The organism is Bacillus sp. MMSF_3328, from assembly GCF_030733525.1.
Classification (GTDB): domain Bacteria; phylum Bacillota; class Bacilli; order Bacillales; family Cytobacillaceae; genus Bacillus_AB; species Bacillus_AB infantis.
Window position 1 is genome coordinate 544,497 of record NZ_JASHIV010000001.1, and the last position, 22,675, is coordinate 567,171.

Annotated in this window: 21 protein-coding genes; 19 read left to right on the top strand and 2 right to left on the bottom strand. The window is 47.9% G+C overall.

The window, feature by feature from the left end:
- Nucleotides 1-85 precede the first annotated feature (85 nt).
- Nucleotides 86-514: a transcriptional regulator MntR gene (mntR, locus tag RBB45_RS02770; RefSeq protein ID WP_009791612.1), complete on the top strand. Its 429-nt coding sequence runs from the start codon at nt 86-88 to the stop codon at nt 512-514.
- Nucleotides 515-949: 435 nt separating this feature from the next.
- Here the strand turns inward: mntR and RBB45_RS02775 are convergent, their stop codons facing one another.
- Nucleotides 950-1,159: a manganese transport transcriptional regulator gene (locus RBB45_RS02775; protein ID WP_009791610.1), complete on the bottom strand. Its 210-nt coding sequence runs from the start codon at nt 1,157-1,159 to the stop codon at nt 950-952.
- 114 nt (nt 1,160-1,273) lie between these two features.
- Between RBB45_RS02775 and RBB45_RS02780 the strand changes: the two genes are divergently transcribed.
- On the top strand, nt 1,274-1,954 hold the full coding sequence (locus RBB45_RS02780) for a class I SAM-dependent methyltransferase (RefSeq protein ID WP_009791609.1): 681 nt from the start codon (nt 1,274-1,276) through the stop codon (nt 1,952-1,954).
- A 16-nt stretch (nt 1,955-1,970) separates the two neighbouring features.
- Nucleotides 1,971-2,663: an AIM24 family protein gene (locus tag RBB45_RS02785; protein ID WP_009791608.1), complete on the top strand. Its 693-nt coding sequence runs from the start codon at nt 1,971-1,973 to the stop codon at nt 2,661-2,663.
- Between the two features lie 71 nt (nt 2,664-2,734).
- Here the strand turns inward: RBB45_RS02785 and metA are convergent, their stop codons facing one another.
- Nucleotides 2,735-3,640, bottom strand: coding sequence for a homoserine O-acetyltransferase MetA (metA, locus tag RBB45_RS02790; RefSeq protein WP_306009078.1), 906 nt, complete (start codon nt 3,638-3,640; stop codon nt 2,735-2,737).
- A gap of 163 nt (nt 3,641-3,803) precedes the next feature.
- On the opposite strand from metA, the gene RBB45_RS02795 reads away from it, so the two are divergent.
- The 16 genes from RBB45_RS02795 (at nt 3,804) to RBB45_RS02870 (ending at nt 22,630) form a co-directional block, all read left to right on the top strand.
- Nucleotides 3,804-5,492, top strand: coding sequence for a formate--tetrahydrofolate ligase (locus RBB45_RS02795; protein WP_306009079.1), 1,689 nt, complete (start codon nt 3,804-3,806; stop codon nt 5,490-5,492).
- 14 nt (nt 5,493-5,506) lie between these two features.
- Nucleotides 5,507-6,031, top strand: a complete 525-nt coding sequence (locus tag RBB45_RS02800) for a hypothetical protein (RefSeq protein ID WP_022544105.1) — start codon at nt 5,507-5,509, stop codon at nt 6,029-6,031.
- Nucleotides 6,032-6,093: 62 nt separating this feature from the next.
- The gene (locus tag RBB45_RS02805; RefSeq protein ID WP_022544104.1) at nt 6,094-6,576 is read left to right on the top strand and encodes a glutathione peroxidase; all 483 of its coding nucleotides are present in this window, start codon (nt 6,094-6,096) and stop codon (nt 6,574-6,576) included.
- Nucleotides 6,577-6,854: 278 nt separating this feature from the next.
- Entirely contained in the window at nt 6,855-9,953 is a 3,099-nt protein-coding gene (locus RBB45_RS02810) for a GNAT family N-acetyltransferase (protein ID WP_306009080.1), read from the top strand.
- Entirely contained in the window at nt 9,950-10,810 is an 861-nt protein-coding gene (locus RBB45_RS02815) for an amidohydrolase family protein (protein ID WP_009795668.1), read from the top strand. The genes RBB45_RS02810 and RBB45_RS02815 overlap by 4 nt, the downstream gene beginning before the upstream one ends.
- An 82-nt stretch (nt 10,811-10,892) precedes the next feature.
- Complete coding sequence (locus RBB45_RS02820; RefSeq protein ID WP_306009081.1) at nt 10,893-11,741, top strand: DegV family protein; 849 nt, start codon at nt 10,893-10,895, stop codon at nt 11,739-11,741.
- 142 nt (nt 11,742-11,883) lie between these two features.
- Nucleotides 11,884-12,528: an HD domain-containing protein gene (locus RBB45_RS02825; RefSeq protein WP_009795670.1), complete on the top strand. Its 645-nt coding sequence runs from the start codon at nt 11,884-11,886 to the stop codon at nt 12,526-12,528.
- Nucleotides 12,525-14,405 (top strand): ribosomal protection-like ABC-F family protein, encoded by a 1,881-nt coding sequence (abc-f, locus tag RBB45_RS02830; RefSeq protein ID WP_101549787.1) that lies wholly within the window; start codon nt 12,525-12,527, stop codon nt 14,403-14,405. The genes RBB45_RS02825 and abc-f overlap by 4 nt, the downstream gene beginning before the upstream one ends.
- A gap of 82 nt (nt 14,406-14,487) precedes the next feature.
- Nucleotides 14,488-15,618: a conserved virulence factor C family protein gene (locus RBB45_RS02835; protein WP_022544103.1), complete on the top strand. Its 1,131-nt coding sequence runs from the start codon at nt 14,488-14,490 to the stop codon at nt 15,616-15,618.
- Nucleotides 15,619-15,823: 205 nt separating this feature from the next.
- Nucleotides 15,824-17,536, top strand: coding sequence for a dihydroxy-acid dehydratase (gene ilvD / locus RBB45_RS02840; RefSeq protein ID WP_009795674.1), 1,713 nt, complete (start codon nt 15,824-15,826; stop codon nt 17,534-17,536).
- A 75-nt stretch (nt 17,537-17,611) separates the two neighbouring features.
- On the top strand, nt 17,612-18,046 hold the full coding sequence (locus RBB45_RS02845) for a BrxA/BrxB family bacilliredoxin (RefSeq protein ID WP_022544102.1): 435 nt from the start codon (nt 17,612-17,614) through the stop codon (nt 18,044-18,046).
- Nucleotides 18,047-18,163: 117 nt separating this feature from the next.
- Entirely contained in the window at nt 18,164-18,940 is a 777-nt protein-coding gene (locus tag RBB45_RS02850) for a class I SAM-dependent methyltransferase (protein WP_035403329.1), read from the top strand.
- Between the two features lie 343 nt (nt 18,941-19,283).
- Nucleotides 19,284-20,465 carry an LL-diaminopimelate aminotransferase gene (locus tag RBB45_RS02855; RefSeq protein ID WP_148949167.1) on the top strand — a complete coding sequence of 394 codons (1,182 nt, stop codon included), beginning with the start codon at nt 19,284-19,286 and terminating at the stop codon, nt 20,463-20,465.
- Nucleotides 20,466-20,493: 28 nt separating this feature from the next.
- A complete protein-coding gene (locus RBB45_RS02860) occupies nt 20,494-21,084 on the top strand; it encodes a YpjP family protein (protein WP_094767205.1) in 591 nt (196 codons plus the stop codon).
- A 104-nt stretch (nt 21,085-21,188) separates the two neighbouring features.
- Entirely contained in the window at nt 21,189-21,770 is a 582-nt protein-coding gene (locus RBB45_RS02865) for a TerD family protein (RefSeq protein WP_009795629.1), read from the top strand.
- 86 nt (nt 21,771-21,856) lie between these two features.
- A complete protein-coding gene (locus RBB45_RS02870; protein WP_022544100.1) occupies nt 21,857-22,630 on the top strand; it encodes a TerC family protein in 774 nt (257 codons plus the stop codon).
- Nucleotides 22,631-22,675: the final 45 nt, after the last annotated feature.

The window sequence follows — 22,675 nt, forward strand, 5'->3', positions numbered from 1 at the left end:
TTAACAGGACACAGCAGTAAAGCTGAAACCGGATGTGTATTTCTGTCCGGCAAGAAGCTGGTTTTAATACTTAGGAGGTTATCGGATGCCTACTCCAAGCATGGAAGATTATATAGAACAAATATACATACTGATAGAAGATAAAGGTTATGCACGTGTATCCGATATCGCCGAAGCTTTGTCAGTCCATCCTTCTTCAGTTACTAAGATGGTGCAGAAGCTGGATAAAGACGAATATCTTGTTTATGAAAAATACAGAGGGCTGATCCTGACTCCAAAAGGCAAAAAGATCGGCAAAAGGCTTGTATACCGCCATGAACTTCTCGAACAGCTGTTAAGGATCATCGGCGTGAAGGAAGAGAATATTTATGAAGATGTGGAAGGCATAGAGCATCATTTAAGCTGGGATGCGATTGACCGGGTGGGTGACCTAGTCCAGTTCTTTGAAGAAGATCAGGGGAGAGTGGATTCTCTCCGCGAAATCGCCAGGAAAAATGAGCAGACTGAAGGATGAAGACAGAATAAAAAGCGGTAAGGCGTTAAAGGATGCCTTGCCGCTATTTATTATCACATTTTTAAAAGGGATCGAAGGGGTGGTGGTAATAAAGAACTGCCATTTAATTATTTGAGCCCTGTTGATTGGAGTGGAAGGCACGTAGACTCCTGCGGGATTGCAGCGGCAGAGCTGAGACCCCGCAGGAGGTACGACGAGGAGGCTCAGCGCCGCCCCTCCTGCGGGATTGCAGCGGCAGAGCTGAGACCCCGCAGGAGGTACGACGAGGAGGCTCAGCGCCGCCCCGCGGAAAGCGAAGTGCCTGGAACGCAAATCAACAGACTACATTTGAAAGGCATACTTCATGAAACTTTCTTATTTCTTTTGCCAAAGGCATAGATGAATACGAATATTTCTTAATTTTACCTTAACGGTTATTAAGCCTCGTTTATACCCTTACCCAAAGCTCGGAAAATCCTCTAACAGATTCACCGTGTTAACATTGTTTTCCATCAGGCTGTGTTCCGCCTCTGCAAGCTCGATGAGTCCTTCTTCTGCTTCCATCATTGCTTTTCTGAACGATATGATCCGCCCTCCCGAGGTCTGGAAAGACATAATCTCTCCCAGGTGGTTTCTTTGGACAGCAATTAATTTTTCCGGCTGCATGTAAAGCCCCTCCTTTAATTTCCTTAGTACAAAGGATTACCAGCTGCCCTTATAGAAATACAAGAATGAAACTTTTTTAGAATATATCCGTAATAAAAGTGAGGGATCATCAGGATGGAATTTAATTGGGCCTCTGAAGCAGAAAGGCTTTGGGATGAGAAATCCGGCTCATGGAGCCGGCAGAGCAGGGAAATGTGGGAATCAGGCAGCCGGAAGGAAATTGCAGGCTTCTTCAATCAGCATGTCCCTGCAGGTTCTGCAGTCTGTGACCTTGGATGCGGAGATGGCTTTGGCACACTGAAACTCGCAAATGCCGGCTATAAAGTAACAGGGGCAGATGTTTCAGAGGAAATGATACATAAAGCCATTAAGGTGAATGAAGGAAATGATGCAAGATTTATTAAATCTGATATTGCATCTTTGGATGTTCCTGATCATGCCTTTGATGCAGTGCTTGCGATCAATTCCCTTGAGTGGACTGAGAGCCCACTTGCAGTCCTCAGGGAAATGCAGAGGGTGGTCAGGCCGGGAGGATTTGGATGCGTCGGCATTTTAGGCCCCACTGCGAAGCCGCGGGAAAACAGCTATGAAAGGCTTTACGGCAAGAAAGCTGTCTGCAATACAATGATGCCATGGGAGTTCGAAAGGCTAGCTGCTGAAAACGGATGGAGCAGGACAGCCGGGTTCGGTGTTTATAAAAGGAGTGCAGAACTGATTTCCAAAGGCTCCTTAACAGAAGAATTGCAGCAGGCATTATCGTTTATGTGGGTATTCATGATCAAAAATGATAAATAAGAGGAGAGTAGTAGGGATGAGCAGATATTCAATCGAAGAATTCGTCAGCCAGACAAAACAGCAGGATAAAGGAGAAGGCCTGTTTGAGCTTGAAACACCAAGGATGCTTGAGATCAACCTGACAAATCAGATCTGGGCAAAAACTGGTGCCATGGTTTCCTACAGGGGAAACATAAAGTTTGAAAGAGAAGGGATCCTGGAGCACGGTCTCGGGAAAATGTTCAAAAAGGCGCTGACAGGGGAAGGGACGTCTCTGATGAAAGCGACAGGGAATGGCAAACTCTATCTGGCAGACCAGGGGAAAAAGATATCAATCCTTAACCTTGGCGGTGAAGCGATTTTTGTGAACGGAAATGACTTGCTGGCATTCGAACCCGGCATCAGCTGGGATATCAAGCTGATGAAAAGGATCGCCGGCATGATGGCAGGCGGGCTCTTCAATGTCCGCCTTGAAGGGCGCGGCATGGTCGCCATCACTTCCCATTATGAGCCGCTGACACTGCTGGTCACACCGGATAATCCAGTGTACACAGATCCAAATGCTACAGTAGCCTGGTCAGGCAGCCTTCAGCCGGAGTTTGTGACTGATATATCCTTTAAGACCTTCCTTGGAAGAGGAAGCGGGGAATCAATCCAAATGAAATTCTCGGGCAACGGGTTTGTTGTAGTGCAGCCGTTTGAGGAAGTCTACTATAGCCAGCAAAGCTGATTGAATGGATGAAATGAAATGGCTGCCTCTAAGAGTGCAGCCATTTTGCCATTCTTTCAGAAGACAGGGCGTTACCATTCATATGGAGTTTCCTGGTATACATAATAGTTCAGCCAGTTTGAAAAAAGCAGATGCGCGTGAGACCTCCATCTGTTCTTTGGAGGCAGCATAGGGTTGTCTTCAGGGAAATAGTGCAATGGCAGGTCTGGCACAAGCCCCCTTGCTTTGTCCCTTTCATACTCATCAGCCAGTGTGAGTGCCTCATATTCCAGATGGCCGGTGACCATAATTCTTCTGCCGTCCTTTGAACTGATGATGAATGCGCCGGCCTCTTCTGATACAGACAGAAGCTTCAGGGAAGGATGCTCGTTTATTTTTGCAATCGAAACGTCTGTGTTCCTTGAATGAGGAGCAAGGAAATGGTCATCAAATCCTCTCAGCAGCTTTATGGAAGGATCGCAAACGGTATGGGCGTATACCCCGGAGCATTTCCGCGAAAGGATCTCCTTGCCGATCCCATAATAATGATAAAGCGCAGCCTGTGCGCCCCAGCAAATATGCATGCTGGAGGTCACATTCTCTTTCGCCCAATCCATGATCCCAGTCAGTTCTTCCCAATAATCGACTTCCTCGAAATCCAGCATTTCAATCGGAGCCCCGGTTATGATCATCCCATCGAATTTATGATGCCTGATCTCTTGAAAAGTGGTATAAAACTGCTCAAGATGCAGTTCACTTGTATTTTTTGATTCATGTGTCGCTGTTTTAAGGAACGAAATATTTACCTGGAGCGGTGTGTTGCCAAGAAGCCTCAAAAGCTGTGCTTCTGTTTTTTCTTTTTCAGGCATGAGATTCAGGATGATGATATTAAGCGGACGGATGTCCTGCTGCCTTGCCCGGCTGTCATCCATGACAAAGATATTTTCTTTCTCCAGGATCTCACGGGCAGGCAGCAGAGGCGGAATACAAATGGGCACGGGCCTTCCTCCTTGTGGGAATATTCAATTATCTAATTATAAAAGCAAACGGCATGATCAGGCAATGCCGGGCAAAAGATTCATTATTTAAAATTCTATCACTTATTATTGGACGCGGTGGTACAATATAGAAGGAAACTTTGCATATTTCGGGGGGACAAGAATGAACGTGAAACCAAAGGTAAAGTCAGATATCGAAATCGCACAGGAATCAGAACTGAAACCGATCAAAGAAATTGCAGCCGGAATCGGGCTGGAAGAAGATGATTTAGAGCTTTACGGCAAGCACAAGGCCAAGCTCTCATATGAGGCCATGAAAAAGCTGCAGACAAAAGAGTCTGGAAAAGTCATTCTGGTTACAGCCATCAATCCAACTCCTGCAGGGGAAGGGAAGTCTACAGTGACTGTCGGTCTTGGTGATGCCCTGACAAGACTCGGGAAGAAAACCGTGATAGCGATGCGTGAACCTTCACTTGGCCCAACGATGGGAATCAAAGGGGGCGCCACCGGCGGCGGATATGCACAGGTACTGCCTATGGAGGATATCAATCTTCATTTCACGGGGGACCTGCATGCTATTACTTCAGCAAATAATGCGCTCTCTGCCTTGATTGATAACCATCTGCAGCAGGGAAATGAACTGGGTATCGACCAGCGGAGGATTGTCTGGAAGCGGGCAGTCGATCTGAATGACCGGGCCTTGAGAAAGGTGATCGTCGGTCTTGGCGGCCCGATGCAGGGAGTGCCAAGGGAAGATGGGTTTGATATTACGGTGGCCTCGGAAATCATGGCCGTTTTATGTCTGGCATCCGATCTGGCAGATTTGAAGCTGAGGCTTTCCAGGATGGTCATCGCCTATAATGATCAAAAGGAACCTGTAACAGCCGGAGATTTAGGTGCAGAAGGCGCGCTTGCCCTGCTTTTAAAGGATGCTATTAAGCCGAATCTGGTCCAGACGATTGAACATACACCAGCTTTGGTGCATGGAGGGCCATTTGCCAATATCGCCCATGGCTGCAACAGCGCTGCCGCGACAACAGCTGCCTCAAAGCTGGCCGATTATGTGGTTACAGAGGCCGGGTTCGGTGCAGATCTTGGAGCAGAGAAATTCCTTCATATTAAAACAAGAAATGCTGACATCCAGCCTGAAGCAGTGGTGATCGTGGCCACAATCAGGGCGCTTAAGATGCATGGCGGAGTAAAGAAAACAGACCTTGCAGAGGAAAATGCCGCTGCATTGGCAGAAGGATTCGCCAATCTGAAGAAGCACGCTGAAACGATTAAGAGCTTTGGCCTTCCGTTCACTGTTGCCATAAATAAATTTATAACTGATACAGATCTGGAAGTGAGCACACTGCTTGGACTCTGCGAGAAAGAAGGCTTCCCTGCTGCCCTTACAGAAGTATGGGAAAAAGGCGGGGAAGGCGGACTTGCATTGGCAGAAACTGTCCTGAAGCTTATTGATAAAAAGGAAAGCAGTTTTGCTCCGTTATACAGCCTGTCAGATCCGCTTGAAGAGAAAATCAGGACTATCGTCCAGAAAGTATACGGGGGAGCCGATGTAGAATTTGCGGGCAAAGCTAAAAAGCAGCTTGCTGATTTTGAGACCTTTGGCTGGGGAAGCCTTCCGGTGTGCATGGCCAAAACCCAGTATTCGCTGTCAGATGACCCTGCAAAGCTGGGCAGGCCTGAAGGATTCACTGTGACAGTCCGCGAGCTGAAGCCTTCCATCGGGGCAGGTTTCATCGTAGCCCTTACAGGAGATGTCATGACAATGCCGGGGCTTCCGAAATCGCCTGCTGCTTTGAAAATGGATGTGGATGAGAACGGAAATGCTGTTGGTCTATTTTAAAAGGGGTGTTCAGCTTGTTTGACCCTACTGCGTATGAAAATATGAAGATCGTCATGGAAGGCCTTCTGTATGATAAGGACCTTGCCGGTCAAATCAGCATAATTGACCGCAACGAGCTGATTAATACCGCCAAGCTTTCGAGGACATTTGAAATCACTTTTCAGGACAGGGAATCTGTCAAAGCTTCATGCACCTTCATCATGCAAGCGGCGCTCGAAAATCTGGCGGCTGAGCTGCATCCCGCCCTCCTGTCTGAAAAGCTCTCAGGCTGCATGATCAGCATCCGATTTTCCTTCAGCCAAAAGAATGAGCCGGAACAGACAGCCGGGATCGACAGGCTCATGAAGGCCATTTGGGGAGAAAATAGAAGCATCACCCAAACAGTTTCCTATGATCCATTACGCAAGCCGGACACTGTGCAGAATATAACGGAAATCACTTTTGGCAGACTCATTTATGAAGACCAGATTGATGATCTTGCCCTTCTGTCCGATCATATGGCCGAATGCCTGAGGAAGCTTGAGGATGTGCTTTTTTAACCAAGAGTTTAAACTGGCATTATAGACTGATCGTGATTACGATAATAGCAGGAGGTGCGATGATGTCTATATATCAATTTAATGCAATGAAAGCAGATGGCTCGGATGTCCCGCTGAGGGAGTTTGAGGGGGATGTGCTCCTCATTGTCAATACAGCCAGCAAATGCGGCTTTACACCACAGTTCAAGGAGCTGCAGGAAATCTATGAACAGCTCCACAGGGAAGGTCTTGAAATTCTCGGATTCCCCTGCAATCAATTCATGAATCAGGATCCGGGCAGCAACGAAGAAATCCAGCAGTTCTGCCAGCTGAACTATGGGGTGTCCTTCCCGATGTTCGCGAAGGTGGATGTGAACGGGAAAAATGCCGACCCTATTTTTCAATATTTAACAGAAGAAGCGCCTGGCATGCTTGGCATGAAGGCTGTCAAATGGAATTTCACCAAATTCCTTGTGAACAAAAAAGGAGAAGTCGTCAAGCGGTATTCTCCCAATACAAATCCCAAAGAAATCCTCGGCGATATTAAAGAAGAATTGGCAAGATAATGCATCCGGTCCTAAACGGGATGTACAAAAGGCTCTGCTTTGGCAGGGCCTTTTTGCCTGCCATTTTTTCTGTTTTAAAAATTTAGAATTGTCTTTACTTTGATTCTTTAACCTAATACGATAAGAATGGGCGTGCCAAAATGTTCCACCAAGGGGGAACAAGGCAAATAACTGCCCTGATCGAAGGAGGAAATAAAGATGGACAAAGCAGGAAAAATACAAATTCAATGCACCGATAAGATGGAAGGCACGTAGTTAAGAATCGAGGAGGAAGAGACATGGAAAAAGTGATGAATAAGATACAGGTGGTCCCCTACCAGCCTGGATTGGCGGATGCAGTTGCAAAAATGTGGAATATGAGCCGCGATAGCTGGGGCGGCGACAACCGGGTGATGACAGGGGAGCAAGTGAAGACGAAAGAGGAAAACTCGGATAATATCGAACTGTATATCGCCCTGGATGGGGAAGAGGTCGTAGGCTATTGCGGACTTTCAGAATATAAGGAAGATGAAGGTGCGCTTTATATTCCTCTCCTGAATGTGCGGCCTGATTATCATGGCAGAAAAATCGGCAAGCTCCTTGTTCTTGAGGCACTTGGAAAGACTGTGGAGCTCGGGTGGCCGCGTCTGGACCTGTATACTTGGCCAGGCAATACGAAGGCTGTGCCATTGTATAAAAAATGCGGATTCTTTTGGGAAGACAGAGACGACTCCACTCACTTGATGAACTTTATTCCCGCTGTTCTGAATACGCCGCTTTTTAAGCCTGTTTTTGAAAAGCTGGACTGGTACAGTTCAAGCTCGAGGAAAATTGAAGTGAAGCCTGATGGAAAAAACGAAAATGGCTTCACTTATTATGACTATGAGTGGGAAGATGAAGGAACTCATGCAAGAGTCCAATTTGAACGTTCAGGAAGGGGCATGCGCCTGATTGAGACAGATGAATTCCTGGCTGAACTTGTTTTAAACAGGCACCAGCTGATTGAGGGGCGGAAAGAGTCCATTTCCTTAAGGATTGTCAATAAATCCGGAAATCCGCTTGCGGTTGAAGCAGCCGGGAAGGACAGCGGGCGCGTGAAATGCAGCTTAACAGCGTCCCTAGTGGTCTCTGGCGAAGAGGTCATCGCAGGAGTGCTGGACATCAGAGAAGGGGAAGCGCCTGACTCCTGGAAGACACACCCATCTGCAGAAGTGGAATTGTCTATAAATGGAAGGAGCTGTTCACTGAAGCTGGGCCTCCATCCTAAAAAGCCGGCCGATGTTACTGCCTCGCTTCTTGGACATTTAAGCTACCAGGGAAAACAGGCAGAGGTTGCTTTCGAGGTTAAAAATAATCTGCCGGAAGATGTAAACGTGGAAATCCGGATTCCGGAAACAGAGAATCTCATTCCTGAATATAAAGAAATTATTCTTGATTTGAAACCGAAAGAGCGGAAAAGCATCTTCCTTCCAGCTGAGGTAAAGAAGCATGGTTTTTCTGAGCACCTGCTGCAGGTGGCTCTAACTGGTTCTAAAGGCGGCCAGTTCCAGTTTGAAAAGAAAGCCGGCATTGCACTGAAGGGTTTTGGCAGCCAATTTGGCGGCGAGACAGAGGAATACTGGCATATCTTCAATGGCAACAGCCAGGTGAATATCAGAAAGCGTGACTATACTGTGAAAGCCGGCCGAAGCGAGAAAATGGATCAGCCATTTGCGTTCTTCCAGCCGAAACTGGGGAAGCCATATACCTCAGAATTCACCAAAAAGAAGCCTGTATCTGCAGAGTGGTATAAAGATGGGGCAGCTGTAACCCATAAGCTTGCATTTCTTTCGGAGAATTTGCCTGGAATCAAGCTTAGCATCTTTACATCCCTATATGCTGAAGGACTTGTAAAGAGGTGGATGGAATGTGAAAATGGCAGGGAAGAGCCTGTTGAACAGCTGTATATCTCTCAGTCGATGTACCATGAAGGCAGGGAGATGGTGTTTCCGCTGGACGGGGAAGCAGTTGCGTTTTCAGATATGAAGGAGCTTCTGTATGGAGATGTCAACTTCAGCTCTCTGTCAGGGAATTGGTATTTCGCAGGACAAGGAGGGGAACCGGTAGGGCTTGCCTGGCCGGAAAGCGCCAAGGCGGTGCCGGATAATTGGCAGCTTTCAATTGAATTCCAGACCGGTGAGATCCAGGCGAAAGAAAAGGCGGTCCTCGAACCTGTTTATCTATCAATTGGGGCCTTCCAGTCCTGGGAAGAATTCGCAGCATTTGCAACCAGCTCCCCTTTAGCTGATAAAAAAAGTACAGCCCCTGAGAAGGAGATGATCATCACTTCAGTATGCGGCCTTGATGAAAAATATGCGGCAGACCTGACTTTAATCAATCACAGGCTACAGCCAATTGAAGGGAAGCTCTCCATTTCGGCTGACGGCAGGGTCAAGGCAGCTGAAGAGATTAGGCTTGAGGGAGGAAAAGATTATAAAACCAGCGTTGCATTGGGGGAAAAAGCAGGAATCAGCATTGTGTCTGCAGTTCTTGAGGAAGGCAGCAGCTGCGAAAAAATCGATAGCATCGTTCTGATGCCTGGAGGAGAAGTGCAAATATCATGGGAAGAGAAAGCCGGATTAAAAGTGGCAAAAGCAGTAAACGGGCCAGTGGAAATCAAATCGGCTCCAGGCTTCTATCCTGGACTGTTCTCCATCTCTGTTAACGGAAGAAAATGGCTGGACCACTCTTTCCCTTCACTGCAGGCAAAAGGCTGGTGGAATCCCTGGGGCGGTGGAATGAAGACAATTCCTTCAAAACTGAATGTTTTCTCTATCCTCAAAGGCCAGACAGAGGCGGGGGCAGCTGCGGTCCGGGATAATTCAGGGGAATTGTGGCAGGGACTCAAGGTTACAACAAGGCTTGGAGAGCATCCTGTATGGCAGGGACTTACATTTGCACAATATTATCTCATGCTCCCAGGTGTACCATTGATCGGGTCATTTCTCAGAATAGAGGAAGCGGGCGGCAAGCTCCTTGCCGGTGAGTACACTGTCACGGATGCTTTCCTGATGGGCGGAAAGCTTGAAGACCTTTCGATCAGGCCGGACGGAGCAGATGAGAATGGCTTTTATACAGCAGGAAAGGGCGAGAATGTTCTCTTTTTGGGGAATGGCTCATCCGTCTGCAGCACACATGCAGACGAAAAGCTTTATATGGTAGCAAACAGCATGGCTGACCATAATGAGGCATATATGAACAAAGAGGCATGCCAGCTTATATCAAGGCAGCCATTCAGCTCCGGAGGGCGGGATAGCCAGACGAAACCGGTATTCATGCTGTTTGACAGAAGGGATTTATCCGGGAAGCTGCTGGATAGGCTGCAGAAAATCAGTTTCATCAATGATGAGACAGAATGAAAATAATAGACGCACATATGCATTTTTCACAAATTAAATCTTTTCATGAAACAGCAAGAGACCTTTCGTTTGTTGATTATTCCTATAAAGGGATTTCTGCTGAGTACCGGGATGCAGGTGTCCTGCTCGGAATCGGCATGGGCCTTGAGGAAACAAACGGGATGGGTTTTCCGGACCATGATGCAAGGACGCCGATGATGCTGGACCTGGCTGAATCCCAGCCGGATATAATAGTGGCCTGCGCCGGCATAAATCCATTCAATATGGATTCTGAGGCGCTTGTAAGGCTGGAAGACGTGATTCAGCGCCCCGGGACTGTCGGATTTAAAATCTACCTGGGCTATTATCCTTTTTACGCTTATGACGAAGTATATGAACCAGTCTATAAACTTGCTGAGAAATACAGTGTGCCGGTTGTCTTTCATACTGGCGACACTTATTCAGAAAGAGGGCTGCTGAAGTACTCCCATCCTCTTGCCATCGATGAAGTGGCTGTCAGGCACCGGAATGTCAATTTCATGATGGCTCATTTCGGCGACCCCTGGACCCTGACGGGGGCTGAAATCATCTATAAGAATCCGAACGTATACGCTGATCTCTCAGGGCTGATAGTGGGTACGGAAGAAGAACTGAAGAAAAGGAGCGGAGGGCGGTTCCTTGACCACCTTCGCCACGCGATTGAGTTTGCAGATTCATATGATAAATTGATCTTTGGGACCGACTGGCCCTTGATCCCTATAGCTCCATATATTGAGTTTATCAAGGATCTTATCCCTGAAGAGCATCATGAAAAGGTATTTTACTACAATGCCTTGAAACTATTTCCGAGGATCGCGGCTTTTCTGCCGGAAGAATAACAGTGTGCGGCTATCCTTTTTCCTGGGATAGCCGTTTATAAAAAAATATAGAAATACATAATTACCGTAAGGAGGAAACCTGATGGGAAAAGTGGCATGGGTTACCGACAGCACAGCATGCCTGGATGAGGAATTAGCGGCGCACCCGGATGTCTATGTTGTACCGATGACAATCATCATGGATGGCCAGGAGTATATAGAGGGGAGGACCATAAGCGCTGAAGACCTGTTCAGGCGGCTGAAGACACTTTCTTCGCCTCCAAAGACTTCACAGCCTTCTGTGGGCTCTTTTCAGGCTCTTTTTGAAGAGCTTGAAGAAAGCTATGATTCCATTGTGGCTGTCCTTGTATCTGCGAAGCTCAGCGGGACTGTTTCATCCAGCCAGCAGGCAGCACAGCTGGTGAACATACCTGTCTATACAGTCGATTCGGGTATCTTATCTTATCCTTTGACGAGGCTGATAAAGGAAGGGATGCTTCTGACAGAATCAGGGATCGAGAGCAGCGAAGCAGCCCGCAGGATCGAGGAAATCGGATCCACATCGGAGACGTTAGTCCTTGTCGGGAGCCTCGAACAGCTTCATCGCAGCGGAAGGATGTCCGGGCTGCAATTCTATTTTGGCAGCCTATTGAGCATTAAGCCGATCATTGCCATTAGCGGCGGGGCACTAAGCATAAAAGAAAAGGCAAGGAGCATCAGGAAGGCCAGGGAACGGATGAAGGCCTTGCTCAAGGAAGCGTATGAACAGCATGGTTTCCGGGAGGTTTTCATTCTTTATGGCCTATATGACAGAGAGGCAAAAGAGTGGATGGCAGATCTAAGGGCCAGCTTTCAGGAAATCGAGTTCAGCGCCTTCCCTCTTGGAGCCACCATCGGGGTTCATGCCGGGGAAAATACCATTGGATTCAGCTGGTTCAACGGGCTGAAATAAATCAGTAAGCGGAAAGCCTTGCACAGCAGCAAGGTTTTTTCTTTTGATGTTTTGCTCACATAAAAGGCAGATATAGCTGAGAAGAAACATCCTCCTCCTTTTCATGATAAAATAAGCATCAGCAGGAAAGAGGTGCGTGTTAATGGAAAAAATAATCTCGCAGGCAGAGCGGTATGTCCGCGCTGAGCTTGGCCGGGATGCTTCAGGGCATGACTGGCATCACATAGATAGAGTCAGGAAAAATGCGTTATATATACAGAGGCAGGAGAAACGGGGAGATGCTTTCATTATTGAAATGGCAGCCCTTTTACATGATATACCCGATGCTAAGCTGAATGCCGATGAGGAAAAAGGATGGGACAGGCTCCGCAGCTTTTTTAGGGAGGCAGGGATTGAAACTGGACTGCAAAGGCAGCTGGAAGAGGTTATCGCCTCTGTTTCCTTCAAAGGGGGCTCCGGCATAAAGGCAGAATCTCATGAGGCAAGGATTGTCCAGGATGCAGACAGGCTGGATGCCATTGGTGCAATCGGGATTGCCCGGGCATTTGCCTATGGCGGGATGAAAGGCCATGCCCTTTATGACCCGGCACTTTCAGCCAGGGAAGAAATGACACAGGAGGAATATAGGAATGGGCAAACCTCCTCCATCCATCATTTTTATGAAAAACTGCTGAAGCTCCGCGATCTTCTGAATACGGATACAGCTAAAGAGATGGCAAAACAGCGCCATGAATTTATGCAATTATACTTAAATGAATTTTACAGGGAATGGAATGGTCAGTCATGAAGATGATTTCAATTGAAAACTTATCAAAATCTTATGGGGAAAAGCAGCTCTTCCGGGATGTTTCTTTCACGATAGCTGAAAAAGAAAGAGTAGGACTGATCGGCGTCAACGGAACTGGAAAGTCTTCTTTGCTGAAGATCGTGGCTGGAGTGGATGTACCGGATTCAGGGGAGATTGTATGCCCGAAAGATTATAAAGTGTCTTACTCAGAACAGAAGCCTGAGCTGGATCCCCGACTGACAGTGCTTGAGCAGGTATTTGAAGGGGATGCGCCGATATTCCGCCTTTTGAGGGAATATGAACAGGTTATGGCGGGACTCGGAGCTTCGCCTGAGGATACCGGTCTCCAGGATAAGCTTTTTGCTCTTCAGAAAAGGATGGATGAGCTGGATGGCTGGGAAGCGGATGCCAGCGCGAAGGCAATCTTAAGCAGGCTCGGCATCGAGGAATACAGCAGGAAAATCGGGGAGCTTTCCGGAGGGCAGAAGAAGAGGGTTGCCCTTGCACAGGTGCTGATCCAGTCTCCGGATCTTCTAATTCTTGATGAGCCGACCAACCATCTTGATTATGAAACCGTCAAGTGGCTGGAAGAATATCTTAGCCGATTCAATGGCGCGCTCCTGCTGGTCACGCATGACCGTTATTTTCTCGACCGGGTCACAAACAGAATGTTTGAACTGGATGGAGGAAGTCTTTACAGCTATAAGGGCAATTATGCCGCTTTCCTTGAAGCGAAGGCCGTCAGGGAGGAAAACGAGGCTGCTACGATAGAAAAGCAGAAAAATCTATTCCGCAGGGAACTTGAATGGATCAGAAGAGGTGCAAAAGCCAGGACCACCAAGCAAAAAGCAAGGATTCAGCGCTTTGATCAGCTGGAGGACACCCTGTCTGCTGTCAAAGCATCAGAAAAGCTCGATATGGCTTTATCCGGAAGCAGGCTCGGAAAGCAGGTCTTTGAGCTGAAGGATGCTTTCAAAGCGCTTGGCGGCACGGTTGTGCTTGATGATTTCAGCTTACTGGTCAAGCCGGGCGACAGAATCGGGATTATCGGCAGAAACGGGACAGGAAAGTCCACGCTCCTAAATATACTAGCCGGCAAAATCCCCCTGGATTCAGGGGATCGGATCATCGGCCAGACAGTAAAAGTTGCCTATTATACGCAGGAAAGCGAGGACATGGACGAAAATAAGAGAATGATCGAGTATTTGAAGGAGACAGCCGAGGTCGTGCATACCTCTGATGGCAAAACGATTTCGGCAGCGCAGATGCTAGAGCGGTTCCTTTTCCCGTCAAGCACCCATGGAACACCGATCAGGAAGCTTTCCGGCGGGGAAAAGAGAAGGCTTTATCTTTTGAAAATCCTTTTGTCGGAGCCGAATGTCCTTTTGCTGGATGAGCCGACAAATGATCTGGATACACAGACACTGACCGTGCTTGAAGACTATCTCGACGATTTTGCAGGGGTGGTCATAACTGTTTCTCATGACCGCTATTTTCTTGATAAAGTGGCAGAGCAGCTGCTCATCCTTGAAGGAGGAGGCAGAGTCGGCTCTTACTATGGAAACTATACAGAGTATATTGAGAGCCAGCCGCAGCAGGCAAAGCCAAAGAGCGTGAAGCAGGAACCTAAACCAAAGCAGGAGGCAAAGCCGAAGAAAAAGCGCATGTCCTACAATGAGCAAAGAGAGTGGGACAGCATCGACGGAAAGATTGCCGCGGCAGAAAAGCGCCTTGAGGAAATTGCCGGTGAGATGGCAGAAACGGGCAGCGATTTTATGAAGGCAAATGAACTTCTCGAGGAAGAAGCAAGTTTAAATGAGCAGCTTGAAGAGCTTATTGAAAGATGGAGCTATCTGGCCGAGCTCGCAGAGGGCTGAGAGCAAGCAGAGGGCCGGCAATGGGCTGGTCCCATATGTTAAGATGAAACAAATTCTATCGAATCATGAGGAGGAACCATCATTGAAAATAAAATCAATTGAGCCTACACCAAGCCCGAATACGATGAAAATCATCCTTGACGAAGAATTGCCTATGGGCAAAAGCAATAATTATAAAAAGGACAAGACAGATGGAGCGCCAAAGGTTGTTTTGGATATCCTTCAGATAGAAGGAATCAAAGGGGTATATCATGTAGCAGATTTCCTCGCGGTTGAACGAAATGCAAAATTTGACTGGAAAGAGCTTCTCCCTCAAGTCCGTAAGGCATTCGGAGAGGAAGCAGAAGAATCAGGCGGCGAGGCAGCCTTGAATGAGCATTATGGCGAGGTAAAAGTCCAGGTGCAGATGTACAAAGATATCCCGATGCAGATCAAACTGACTGATGGAACTGAAGAGAAGCGCTTTGGACTGCCGGAAGCTTACGTGCAGGCAGTGCGTGAAGTTCAGCAGCCTGATGATAATGTTGTTATGAGCAGAAAGTGGAAGGAATTTGGTGTCAGGTACGGGGATATGGACCAGGTCGGGCAGGATATTCTTGAAGAATTGCTGGCAGCCTACCCTGAAAGCAGGCTGAAGAGCCTTATCGAGCAAGGCAAGCATGGCGCAGCTGCAGACAGCAGGCCTGCTAGGACAAAAAGGAAGCTGTCGCCTGAGGATCTTGACAGCAGTGATTGGCGGATACGCTATCAGCTGATGGAACAGATGGAAGATCCGGGGGTGGAGGATTATCCTGTCCTCGAAAGGGCGCTTGAAGACGAAAAGGCTTCAATCCGCAGGCTGGCAGCCGTTTATCTCGGGATGATCGAAGACAAAAGTGTTCTTCCATATCTATATAAAGCTTTGAAGGATAAAAGTGTAACTGTAAGGAGAACGGCGGGTGACTGCTTATCAGATCTTGGTTTTCCTGAAGCAGAGGAAGCAATGATGGATGCCCTCCAGGATCCGAGCAAGCTTGTCCGCTGGCGTGCAGCCATGTTCCTGTATGAAGAAGGTACTGAAAAGTCGCTCCCGGCATTAAAGGATGCTGAAGAAGATCCTGAATTTGAAGTCAGCATGCAGATCAAGATGGCCATTGAGCGGATTGAACAGGGTGAAGAGGCCAAGGGTTCTGTGTGGAAGCAAATGACCGAAGCCAGGAACCAAAACAGCTGATCTTTAAACATACTTTAATAGATAAGATGAAGGGTCCTGGACAAAACGTTCAGGATCCTTCTTCCTTATTTCCTGAGTTGTACTGTGTTGCTTTAGTGCTAATCTGCTTTTTAGCAATAAAAAATCATTAAATTTTGTGAAAATTATTGCAATTGCTGAAAAAGTCCTCTATATTGAAAAGAAAATCTTTCAGGAGGGCTCATAATTGGGAAGAGATCTTAGAATAAAAAGCCATGTAATCAGCGAGGATGAAAGGCGCGCACCAAACCGGGCGATGCTGCGGGCAGTAGGGTTCACGGATGAAGATTTCAAAAAGCCGATGATCGGCATTGCAAGCACATGGAGCGAAGTGACTCCGTGCAATATACATATCAATGAACTTGCATTCAAGGCGAAGGACGGTGCCAGGGAAGCCGGGGGAGCTCCGCTTGTATTCAATACGATTACTGTTTCTGACGGAATCTCCATGGGAACAGAGGGGATGAGGTATTCCCTTCCGAGCCGCGACCTGATTGCTGATTCCATTGAAACGGTCGTTGGGGGTGAAAGCCTGGACGGCTTTGTTGCCATTGGAGGCTGCGATAAAAATATGCCCGGCTGCCTGATGGCCATCGCAAGGATGAACCTGCCTGCTGTTTTTGTGTATGGGGGCACAATCAAGCCTGGCAAGCTGCAGGGACAGGATATCGATATTGTGTCAGTATTTGAAGGGGTAGGACAGTTCAATGGCGGGGCCATTGATAAAGCTGGACTCAATGAGATCGAATGCCATGCATGTCCGGGGGCCGGCTCCTGCGGCGGAATGTACACAGCCAATACGATGGCGAGCGCTATCGAGGCGCTGGGAATGAGCCTTCCGGGCAGTTCCTCCAATCCGGCAGAAACAGATGAAAAGCGGCAGGATTGCCATGAAGCAGGAAAGGCAGTCTACCGCCTTTTGGAGCAGGATATCAGGCCAAGGGATATTCTTACGAAGGAAGCGTTTGAGAATGCAATTACTGTCGTGATGGCTTTGGGCGGTTCGACAAATGCCATCCTCCATTTGATGGCCATCGCCCATTCTGCTGAAGTGGATCTGTCACTTGAGGACTTCAACCGCCTTCAGAAAACGGTCCCCCATATAGCCGATTTAAAGCCGAGCGGAAAATATGTCATGCAGAATCTCCATGAAGCAGGAGGAGTCAGTGCAGTTATGAAAATGCTGCTGAGGGAAGGGCTGCTTCACGGCGATTGTCTGACTGTGACGGGCAAGACGCTCGCTGAAAATCTGGAAGAAGCAGAAGATCTGAAAGCTGGCCAAAAGGTCATCTACCCGCTTAATGCCCCTCTTCGGGAAAACGGGCCGCTTGTAGTCCTGAAAGGCAATCTTGCCCCGGAAGGCGCCGTAGCGAAGGTATCCGGCCTGAAGGTCACCAGGCACACCGGGCCTGCCAAGGTGTTTGATGATGAGGAGTCTGCTACAGATGCTGTCCTGAAGGGTGACATTCAGGCTGGTGATGTACTGGTCATCAGGTACGAAGGGCCAAAAGGCGGGCCTGGCATGCCGGAAATGCTTTCTATTTCGGGCATCCTCGTAGGAAAAGGTCTTGGCGAAAGTGTGGCCCTGCTGACAGACGGGCGTTTCTCGGGAGGTACCCATGGCCTTGTGGTAGGACATATCGCTCCGGAAGCACAGGTCGGCGGACCGATTGCCCTAATACAGACAGGTGACAGGATTACTATTGACAGCACCGAACAGACACTTGAAGTGGATGTCTCTCCTGCTGAACTGGAAGAGAGGAAGAAATCCTGGGATCCGCCGCCGCTTTTAACCCGCGGAGCCCTGGCTAAGTATACAAGGCTCGTTTCCTCCGCTTCAAGGGGGGCTGTCACTGACCATTTTGAGGAAGAGCCTGCTGCCAGGCCGCTTAAAGTGTAGAGTGCCCTCCAATTGCAATCAGAGCTGATGTTATAGTATGCTATCATTGCAAACGTTTAAAGGAGGCAATCAAACATGTCTATGGCATATGAAGAATATATGAGGCAGATGGTAAAGCCGATGCGTGCAGAGCTTACACGCGCAGGCTTCAATGAGCTAACAACAGAAGATGAGGTTGAACAGTTTATGGAAAGTACAGAAGGGACAACGCTCGTGGTTGTTAACTCTGTCTGCGGATGTGCGGCCGGACTGGCGCGCCCTGCTGCGACCCAGGCTGTTATGCATGCTGAAAAGAAGCCTGATCACCTTGTCACTGTATTTGCCGGGCAGGATAAAGAAGCGACAGCAAAGATGCGTGAATATTTCGATGGGATTGAGCCTTCTTCACCAAGCATGGCTTTAATGAAGGGAAAGGAAGTTGTACACTTTATCCCGCGCCATGATATTGAAGGCTTCCCGATGGAGACCATCATGGAAAATCTTCTGGCTGCATTTGAGGAAAACTGCTGAACAACACAGAAAGGATGCCGTAAAAGGCATCCTTTCGCATTTTTTGCCTTTTCTCAAAAGAGAAATATCTTGGTGACAAAAAGAGATTATTACTATTCAGTCAGGAAGGTAGAAAAGATGTTTGTAACTACAGCGGGCAGGACAAGCCCTGGCATGATCCAGGCGGCAAAAGAAGCGGCAGCTGAACTTGGCGTCGCCTTTCATCCCCGAAAGAGCCATTCTGTCTCTTCACTGCAGGAGCAGTGGAAGGATGATTGCATCGTATATGGCAAAAACAGGCTCGAATTATTTTCATATGGAAAAAGCTCACCGTACTTCTTTCATCCGAATTCCGCAGCATTCAGGATAAAAAGGCTGATGAGAGGCGAGTCTGACCCTTTTTTGGAAGCAGCGAAAATCGAGCCCGGGGACACAGTGGCGGACTGCACGCTCGGCCTTGCTTCAGACAGCATCATCGCAAGCTATGCAGCCGGTCCTTCCGGTAAAGTGACCGGTGTGGAAGGTAATCCCTTCCTTGCTTATCTCGCAGAGAAGGGGCTTAAAACCTGGAAATCCGGAGTTCCGCAAATGGATGAGGCGATGGAGAGGGTCGAGGTCATCAGTGCTCTCTCCCTTGACTACTTGAAGGGCAGGCAGGACCAGTCCGCAGATATTGTATACTTTGACCCCATGTTCGAGGAAAAACTGTTGGACTCCGACGGAATCAAGGAACTGGCTAAGTTTGCTGTGTATGGGCTGTCCGGGGAGCTGATAGAAGAAGCCAAAAGGGTTTCGCGGAAGAGGGTCGTCCTGAAAGACCATTTCCGGAGCGAAAGATTCAGCACCTTCGGCTTTGAGGTTTACCGGCGGAAATCTTCCCGCTTTCACTTTGGAGTTCTGGAAAGAAAAAAATAAGCAAGCAAAATAAAAACCAAGGCGCAGGGATTCCCCTGCGCCTTGGTTTTTATTTTGCTTGCATTTTAATCCGTAATCGACAGGAATACAAAATATCCCAGCATCAGCAGGCTTACAGCAACAAAAACAATTTCCCACTCCATTATTATCCTCCTCGGACTATGTATTCATTTACCATTAGTCTTATATTATCCCCAATATTTTCTCCCTTTAATCTCATTTTTCTAGGAAACTTTCTTTTTTTTCAAAAATTTTTCTCCCCAATTTTTCTTTTTTCCTAAAAAAAGAGTATAATATTTTCTAAGTAAGCATCAGGCTTTTAAGAATGCTGGAGGGTACTAGTATGAAGATATCCATGGCAGAGAGAATGGAAGCATTTGGGGAAAGTGTATTTGCAGAACTGTCCCGTATGAAGAAAGCGAAGATCTCAGCAGGTGAAGATGTGATCGATCTGAGCATCGGCAGCCCTGACCTGCCCCCTCCGTTATTTATCAGGGAGGCGATCGCTGAGGGAGCGCTGGACAGCACCCAGTACGGCTACTCCCTTGCGGGGACAGAAAGCTTCTGCAATGCAGTCAGCTCTTATTACCAGAATAATCACGGTGTATACATAGATCCCAAGGAACAATGCTCCCTCCTTATGGGCTCCCAGGATGGTCTCGTCCATCTGCCGCTTGCTTTGTGCAGCCCGGGCGATTATATACTGATGCCCGATCCAGGATATACCGCATATGCAGCGGGTGCCGCCCTGGCAGGGGCAAAGATATATTCAATGCCTCTCATGAAAGAAAAGCAATTTCTCCCGGATTTCTCAGAAATACCGGAAGAAATAAGGACAAAGGCGAGGATGATGATCTTGAACTTTCCCGGCAATCCTGTGCCAGGCCTTGCGACTGAAGCATTTTTCAGGGAGGCAATAGAGTTTGCCAAAAAATACGAGATTGTGATATTGCATGATTTTGCATACTCTGAGCTCTATTTCGAAGAAAAACCGGTAAGCTTTTTAGCTGTCGAAGGCGCATTTGAAACAGGGATAGAAATGAATTCCCTTTCTAAGAGCTTCAACATGGCAGGCTGCCGGATTGCCTATGCAGCTGGGAATGAAGACATAATCCGCATGATCTCAGACCTGAAATCCCATCTGGACTATGGTGTATTCCATCCCATCCAGACCGCGGCTGCCAGGGCTCTTGAGGATCAGTCGGATTTCCTGGCCGAATCAAGAGAGGTCTACAGGAAACGCAGGGATGCCCTAGTAGAAAGCCTTCGGGAGGCAGGCTGGGATGTCGACAGCCCGAAAGGTTCGATGTTCCTATGGGCAGAAATTCCAAACGGCACCAGCTCCAGGGAGTTCAGCATCCGCATGCTGGAGGAAGCTGGAGTGGCTGTTACACCGGGAAGCGCGTTCGGTGCGGCCGGCGAGGGATTCGTACGGATTGCACTCGTTCAGCCTGAAGGCAGGCTCCGGCAGGCCGCTCGGAAAATAAGCTCTTCCGGCATATTAAAAAAGAAATCTACCGCATGAAAATAGCCTTTTATGAGGAGGGATAAAAATGCCTAAGTGGCTGCGCAAATCGTTTGTGGTGATGGTAACCATCCTTACCTTTGGGCTGGTTACGCCATCACAGGCATTTTTGTATGATAATGCAAACCAGGACAGGTCCCCTAAGCGCGACGTCCTGGAGGCACAGGCAGAAGGACTGGACCTTGCTGCACCTGAGGAGGATGAGGAATCGATCAGGCAAAGGTTCATTCAGACTGCTGTCCAGGAGGCGGAGAACCAGTCTTATATTAAGTTCGGGGGAAAGATCAAACCCGTCATAGAAGATGAGTTCCGTGAAGTCATCCTGCCGAATATTGAAAAAGCAGTGGAGGAAACAGCTGCAAGGATACCAGGGAGCGACCTGGGCAATCTGGAAATTACCGAATGGCCAGGCGGGGGCAACTCGGAAAAAATCTTCCATATTGTCAACCGGCAATCCAATGAAGATGTCCTTCGTTTTCATGTCAGGAGGGACCATCCGCCCCAGGAGGGATACTGGTTCAACTTCCACTACCATACCTCTGAGGATGCCTTCCAAAAGCATCATGAGCTGGGTTCCATCTACTGGAATAAAAATACTCCGCCAAAATGGCTGAGCTGAGATTTGAAATGTAAGCAAAAATATGAAAAAATATGCTTGTAGTTTTGAAACTTTTTAAAGATTGAAACGTAAGCATACTATCACAATAATTGGAGGTAGAAAAAATGGCAGTTAGTTTATCAAAAGGACAGAAGGTAGATTTGACAAAATCCAATCCGGGCCTCACAAATGTAATCGTAGGGGTAGGCTGGGATGTAAATAAGTATGACGGAGGAGCAGACTTTGACCTTGATTCCTCGGTTTTCCTTCTTGGGGAAAACGGCAAGGTTACTTCTGAGGCGGATTTCGTTTTCTATAATAACACAACAGGCGGAAACGGCTCTGTCGTACATACCGGAGATAACCGGACAGGCGAAGGAGAAGGCGATGATGAGCAGGTAAAGGTTGAGCTCGGTGCTGTACCGGCAAATGTCCAGCGCATTACATTCACTATCACAATCCATGATGGCGAGGCGCGCAGCCAGAACTTCGGGCAGGTTTCCAATTCTTATGTCCGCATCCTTAACGGCGAAACAAATGAAGAGCTGATCCGCTATGACCTTGGAGAAGACTTCTCCATCGAGACAGCACTTGTTGTAGGCGAACTGTACAGGCACGGCGGAGAGTGGAAATTCAGCGCGATCGGGTCCGGCTATCAGGGCGGCCTTGGTGCACTTGCAACTGACTTTGGCCTGCAGATTGGATAATCCCTTTTTTATTATTGATCTTTGAGACTCGGCTCTGCCGGGTCTTTCGTTAGCACTTATATAAGGTAATGGAGGAACTTCAAGAGATGACAATTTTTCAAGGTTTTATAGATACATATGCCGCATTCTTTGACTGGCAGATGTGGGCGGAAGTTCTAAGCGACCCTGTTAGCTGGGGACTTATCGGAACACTCGTAATCCTGGAAGGACTGCTTTCAGCCGACAATGCACTTGTACTGGCTGTTATGGTAAAACACCTTCCGCCGGAGCAGCGGAAAAAGGCTCTATTCTACGGATTGCTTGGGGCATACCTCTTCCGTTTCATTGCAATCGGAATTGGGGTATTCCTGATTAAGCTGTGGTGGGTAAAGATTTTGGGAGCCGGCTACCTGGCATGGCTTGCTATTAAATATTTCATTGATAAGAAGAAAGGCGTCGGCGATGATGAGGAGCTTGAAGGCCTCAATCAAAGCGGTTTGCTGATCCGCCTGTTTGGTACCTTCTGGGGAACAGTAGCAGCGGTAGAACTTATGGATATAGCTTTCTCAGTTGACAGCGTCCTGGCGGCATTTGGAGTCAGTGATCAAATCTGGGTACTTCTTCTCGGCGGAATGCTTGGGGTCCTGATGATGCGTGGTGTAGCAGGAGTATTCCTTAAGCTGATCGATAAAGTGCCTGAGCTGGAAACAAGCGCATATGTGCTGATTTTGCTCATTGCTGTGAAGATGCTCCTTGGAGTATTCCATATCCACATTGATCATATCTATTTCTTCCTTCTGCTGATAGTAGTCTTCGGAGCGACTTTCATCGTCCACTTTATGAATAAAAAGAAGGCTGAGCAGGGCCAGAAAAGCAACTGACAGACGTATAGAAACAAGGAAAGGGAACTGACAATTGTCCGCTCC

What these genes read in the sequence shown, in the direction of transcription:
- mntR (WP_009791612.1), top strand. Translation starts at nt 86, where the DNA reads ATGCCTACTCCAAGCATGGAAGATTATATAGAACAAATATACATACTG.
- RBB45_RS02775 (WP_009791610.1), bottom strand. Translation starts at nt 1,159, where the DNA reads ATGCAGCCGGAAAAATTAATTGCTGTCCAAAGAAACCACCTGGGAGAG.
- RBB45_RS02780 (WP_009791609.1), top strand. Translation starts at nt 1,274, where the DNA reads ATGGAATTTAATTGGGCCTCTGAAGCAGAAAGGCTTTGGGATGAGAAA.
- RBB45_RS02785 (WP_009791608.1), top strand. Translation starts at nt 1,971, where the DNA reads ATGAGCAGATATTCAATCGAAGAATTCGTCAGCCAGACAAAACAGCAG.
- RBB45_RS02795 (WP_306009079.1), top strand. Translation starts at nt 3,804, where the DNA reads ATGAACGTGAAACCAAAGGTAAAGTCAGATATCGAAATCGCACAGGAA.
- RBB45_RS02805 (WP_022544104.1), top strand. Translation starts at nt 6,094, where the DNA reads ATGTCTATATATCAATTTAATGCAATGAAAGCAGATGGCTCGGATGTC.
- RBB45_RS02810 (WP_306009080.1), top strand. Translation starts at nt 6,855, where the DNA reads ATGGAAAAAGTGATGAATAAGATACAGGTGGTCCCCTACCAGCCTGGA.
- RBB45_RS02815 (WP_009795668.1), top strand. Translation starts at nt 9,950, where the DNA reads ATGAAAATAATAGACGCACATATGCATTTTTCACAAATTAAATCTTTT.
- RBB45_RS02820 (WP_306009081.1), top strand. Translation starts at nt 10,893, where the DNA reads ATGGGAAAAGTGGCATGGGTTACCGACAGCACAGCATGCCTGGATGAG.
- RBB45_RS02825 (WP_009795670.1), top strand. Translation starts at nt 11,884, where the DNA reads ATGGAAAAAATAATCTCGCAGGCAGAGCGGTATGTCCGCGCTGAGCTT.
- abc-f (WP_101549787.1), top strand. Translation starts at nt 12,525, where the DNA reads ATGAAGATGATTTCAATTGAAAACTTATCAAAATCTTATGGGGAAAAG.
- RBB45_RS02845 (WP_022544102.1), top strand. Translation starts at nt 17,612, where the DNA reads ATGTCTATGGCATATGAAGAATATATGAGGCAGATGGTAAAGCCGATG.
- RBB45_RS02850 (WP_035403329.1), top strand. Translation starts at nt 18,164, where the DNA reads ATGTTTGTAACTACAGCGGGCAGGACAAGCCCTGGCATGATCCAGGCG.
- RBB45_RS02855 (WP_148949167.1), top strand. Translation starts at nt 19,284, where the DNA reads ATGAAGATATCCATGGCAGAGAGAATGGAAGCATTTGGGGAAAGTGTA.
- RBB45_RS02860 (WP_094767205.1), top strand. Translation starts at nt 20,494, where the DNA reads ATGCCTAAGTGGCTGCGCAAATCGTTTGTGGTGATGGTAACCATCCTT.
- RBB45_RS02865 (WP_009795629.1), top strand. Translation starts at nt 21,189, where the DNA reads ATGGCAGTTAGTTTATCAAAAGGACAGAAGGTAGATTTGACAAAATCC.
- RBB45_RS02870 (WP_022544100.1), top strand. Translation starts at nt 21,857, where the DNA reads ATGACAATTTTTCAAGGTTTTATAGATACATATGCCGCATTCTTTGAC.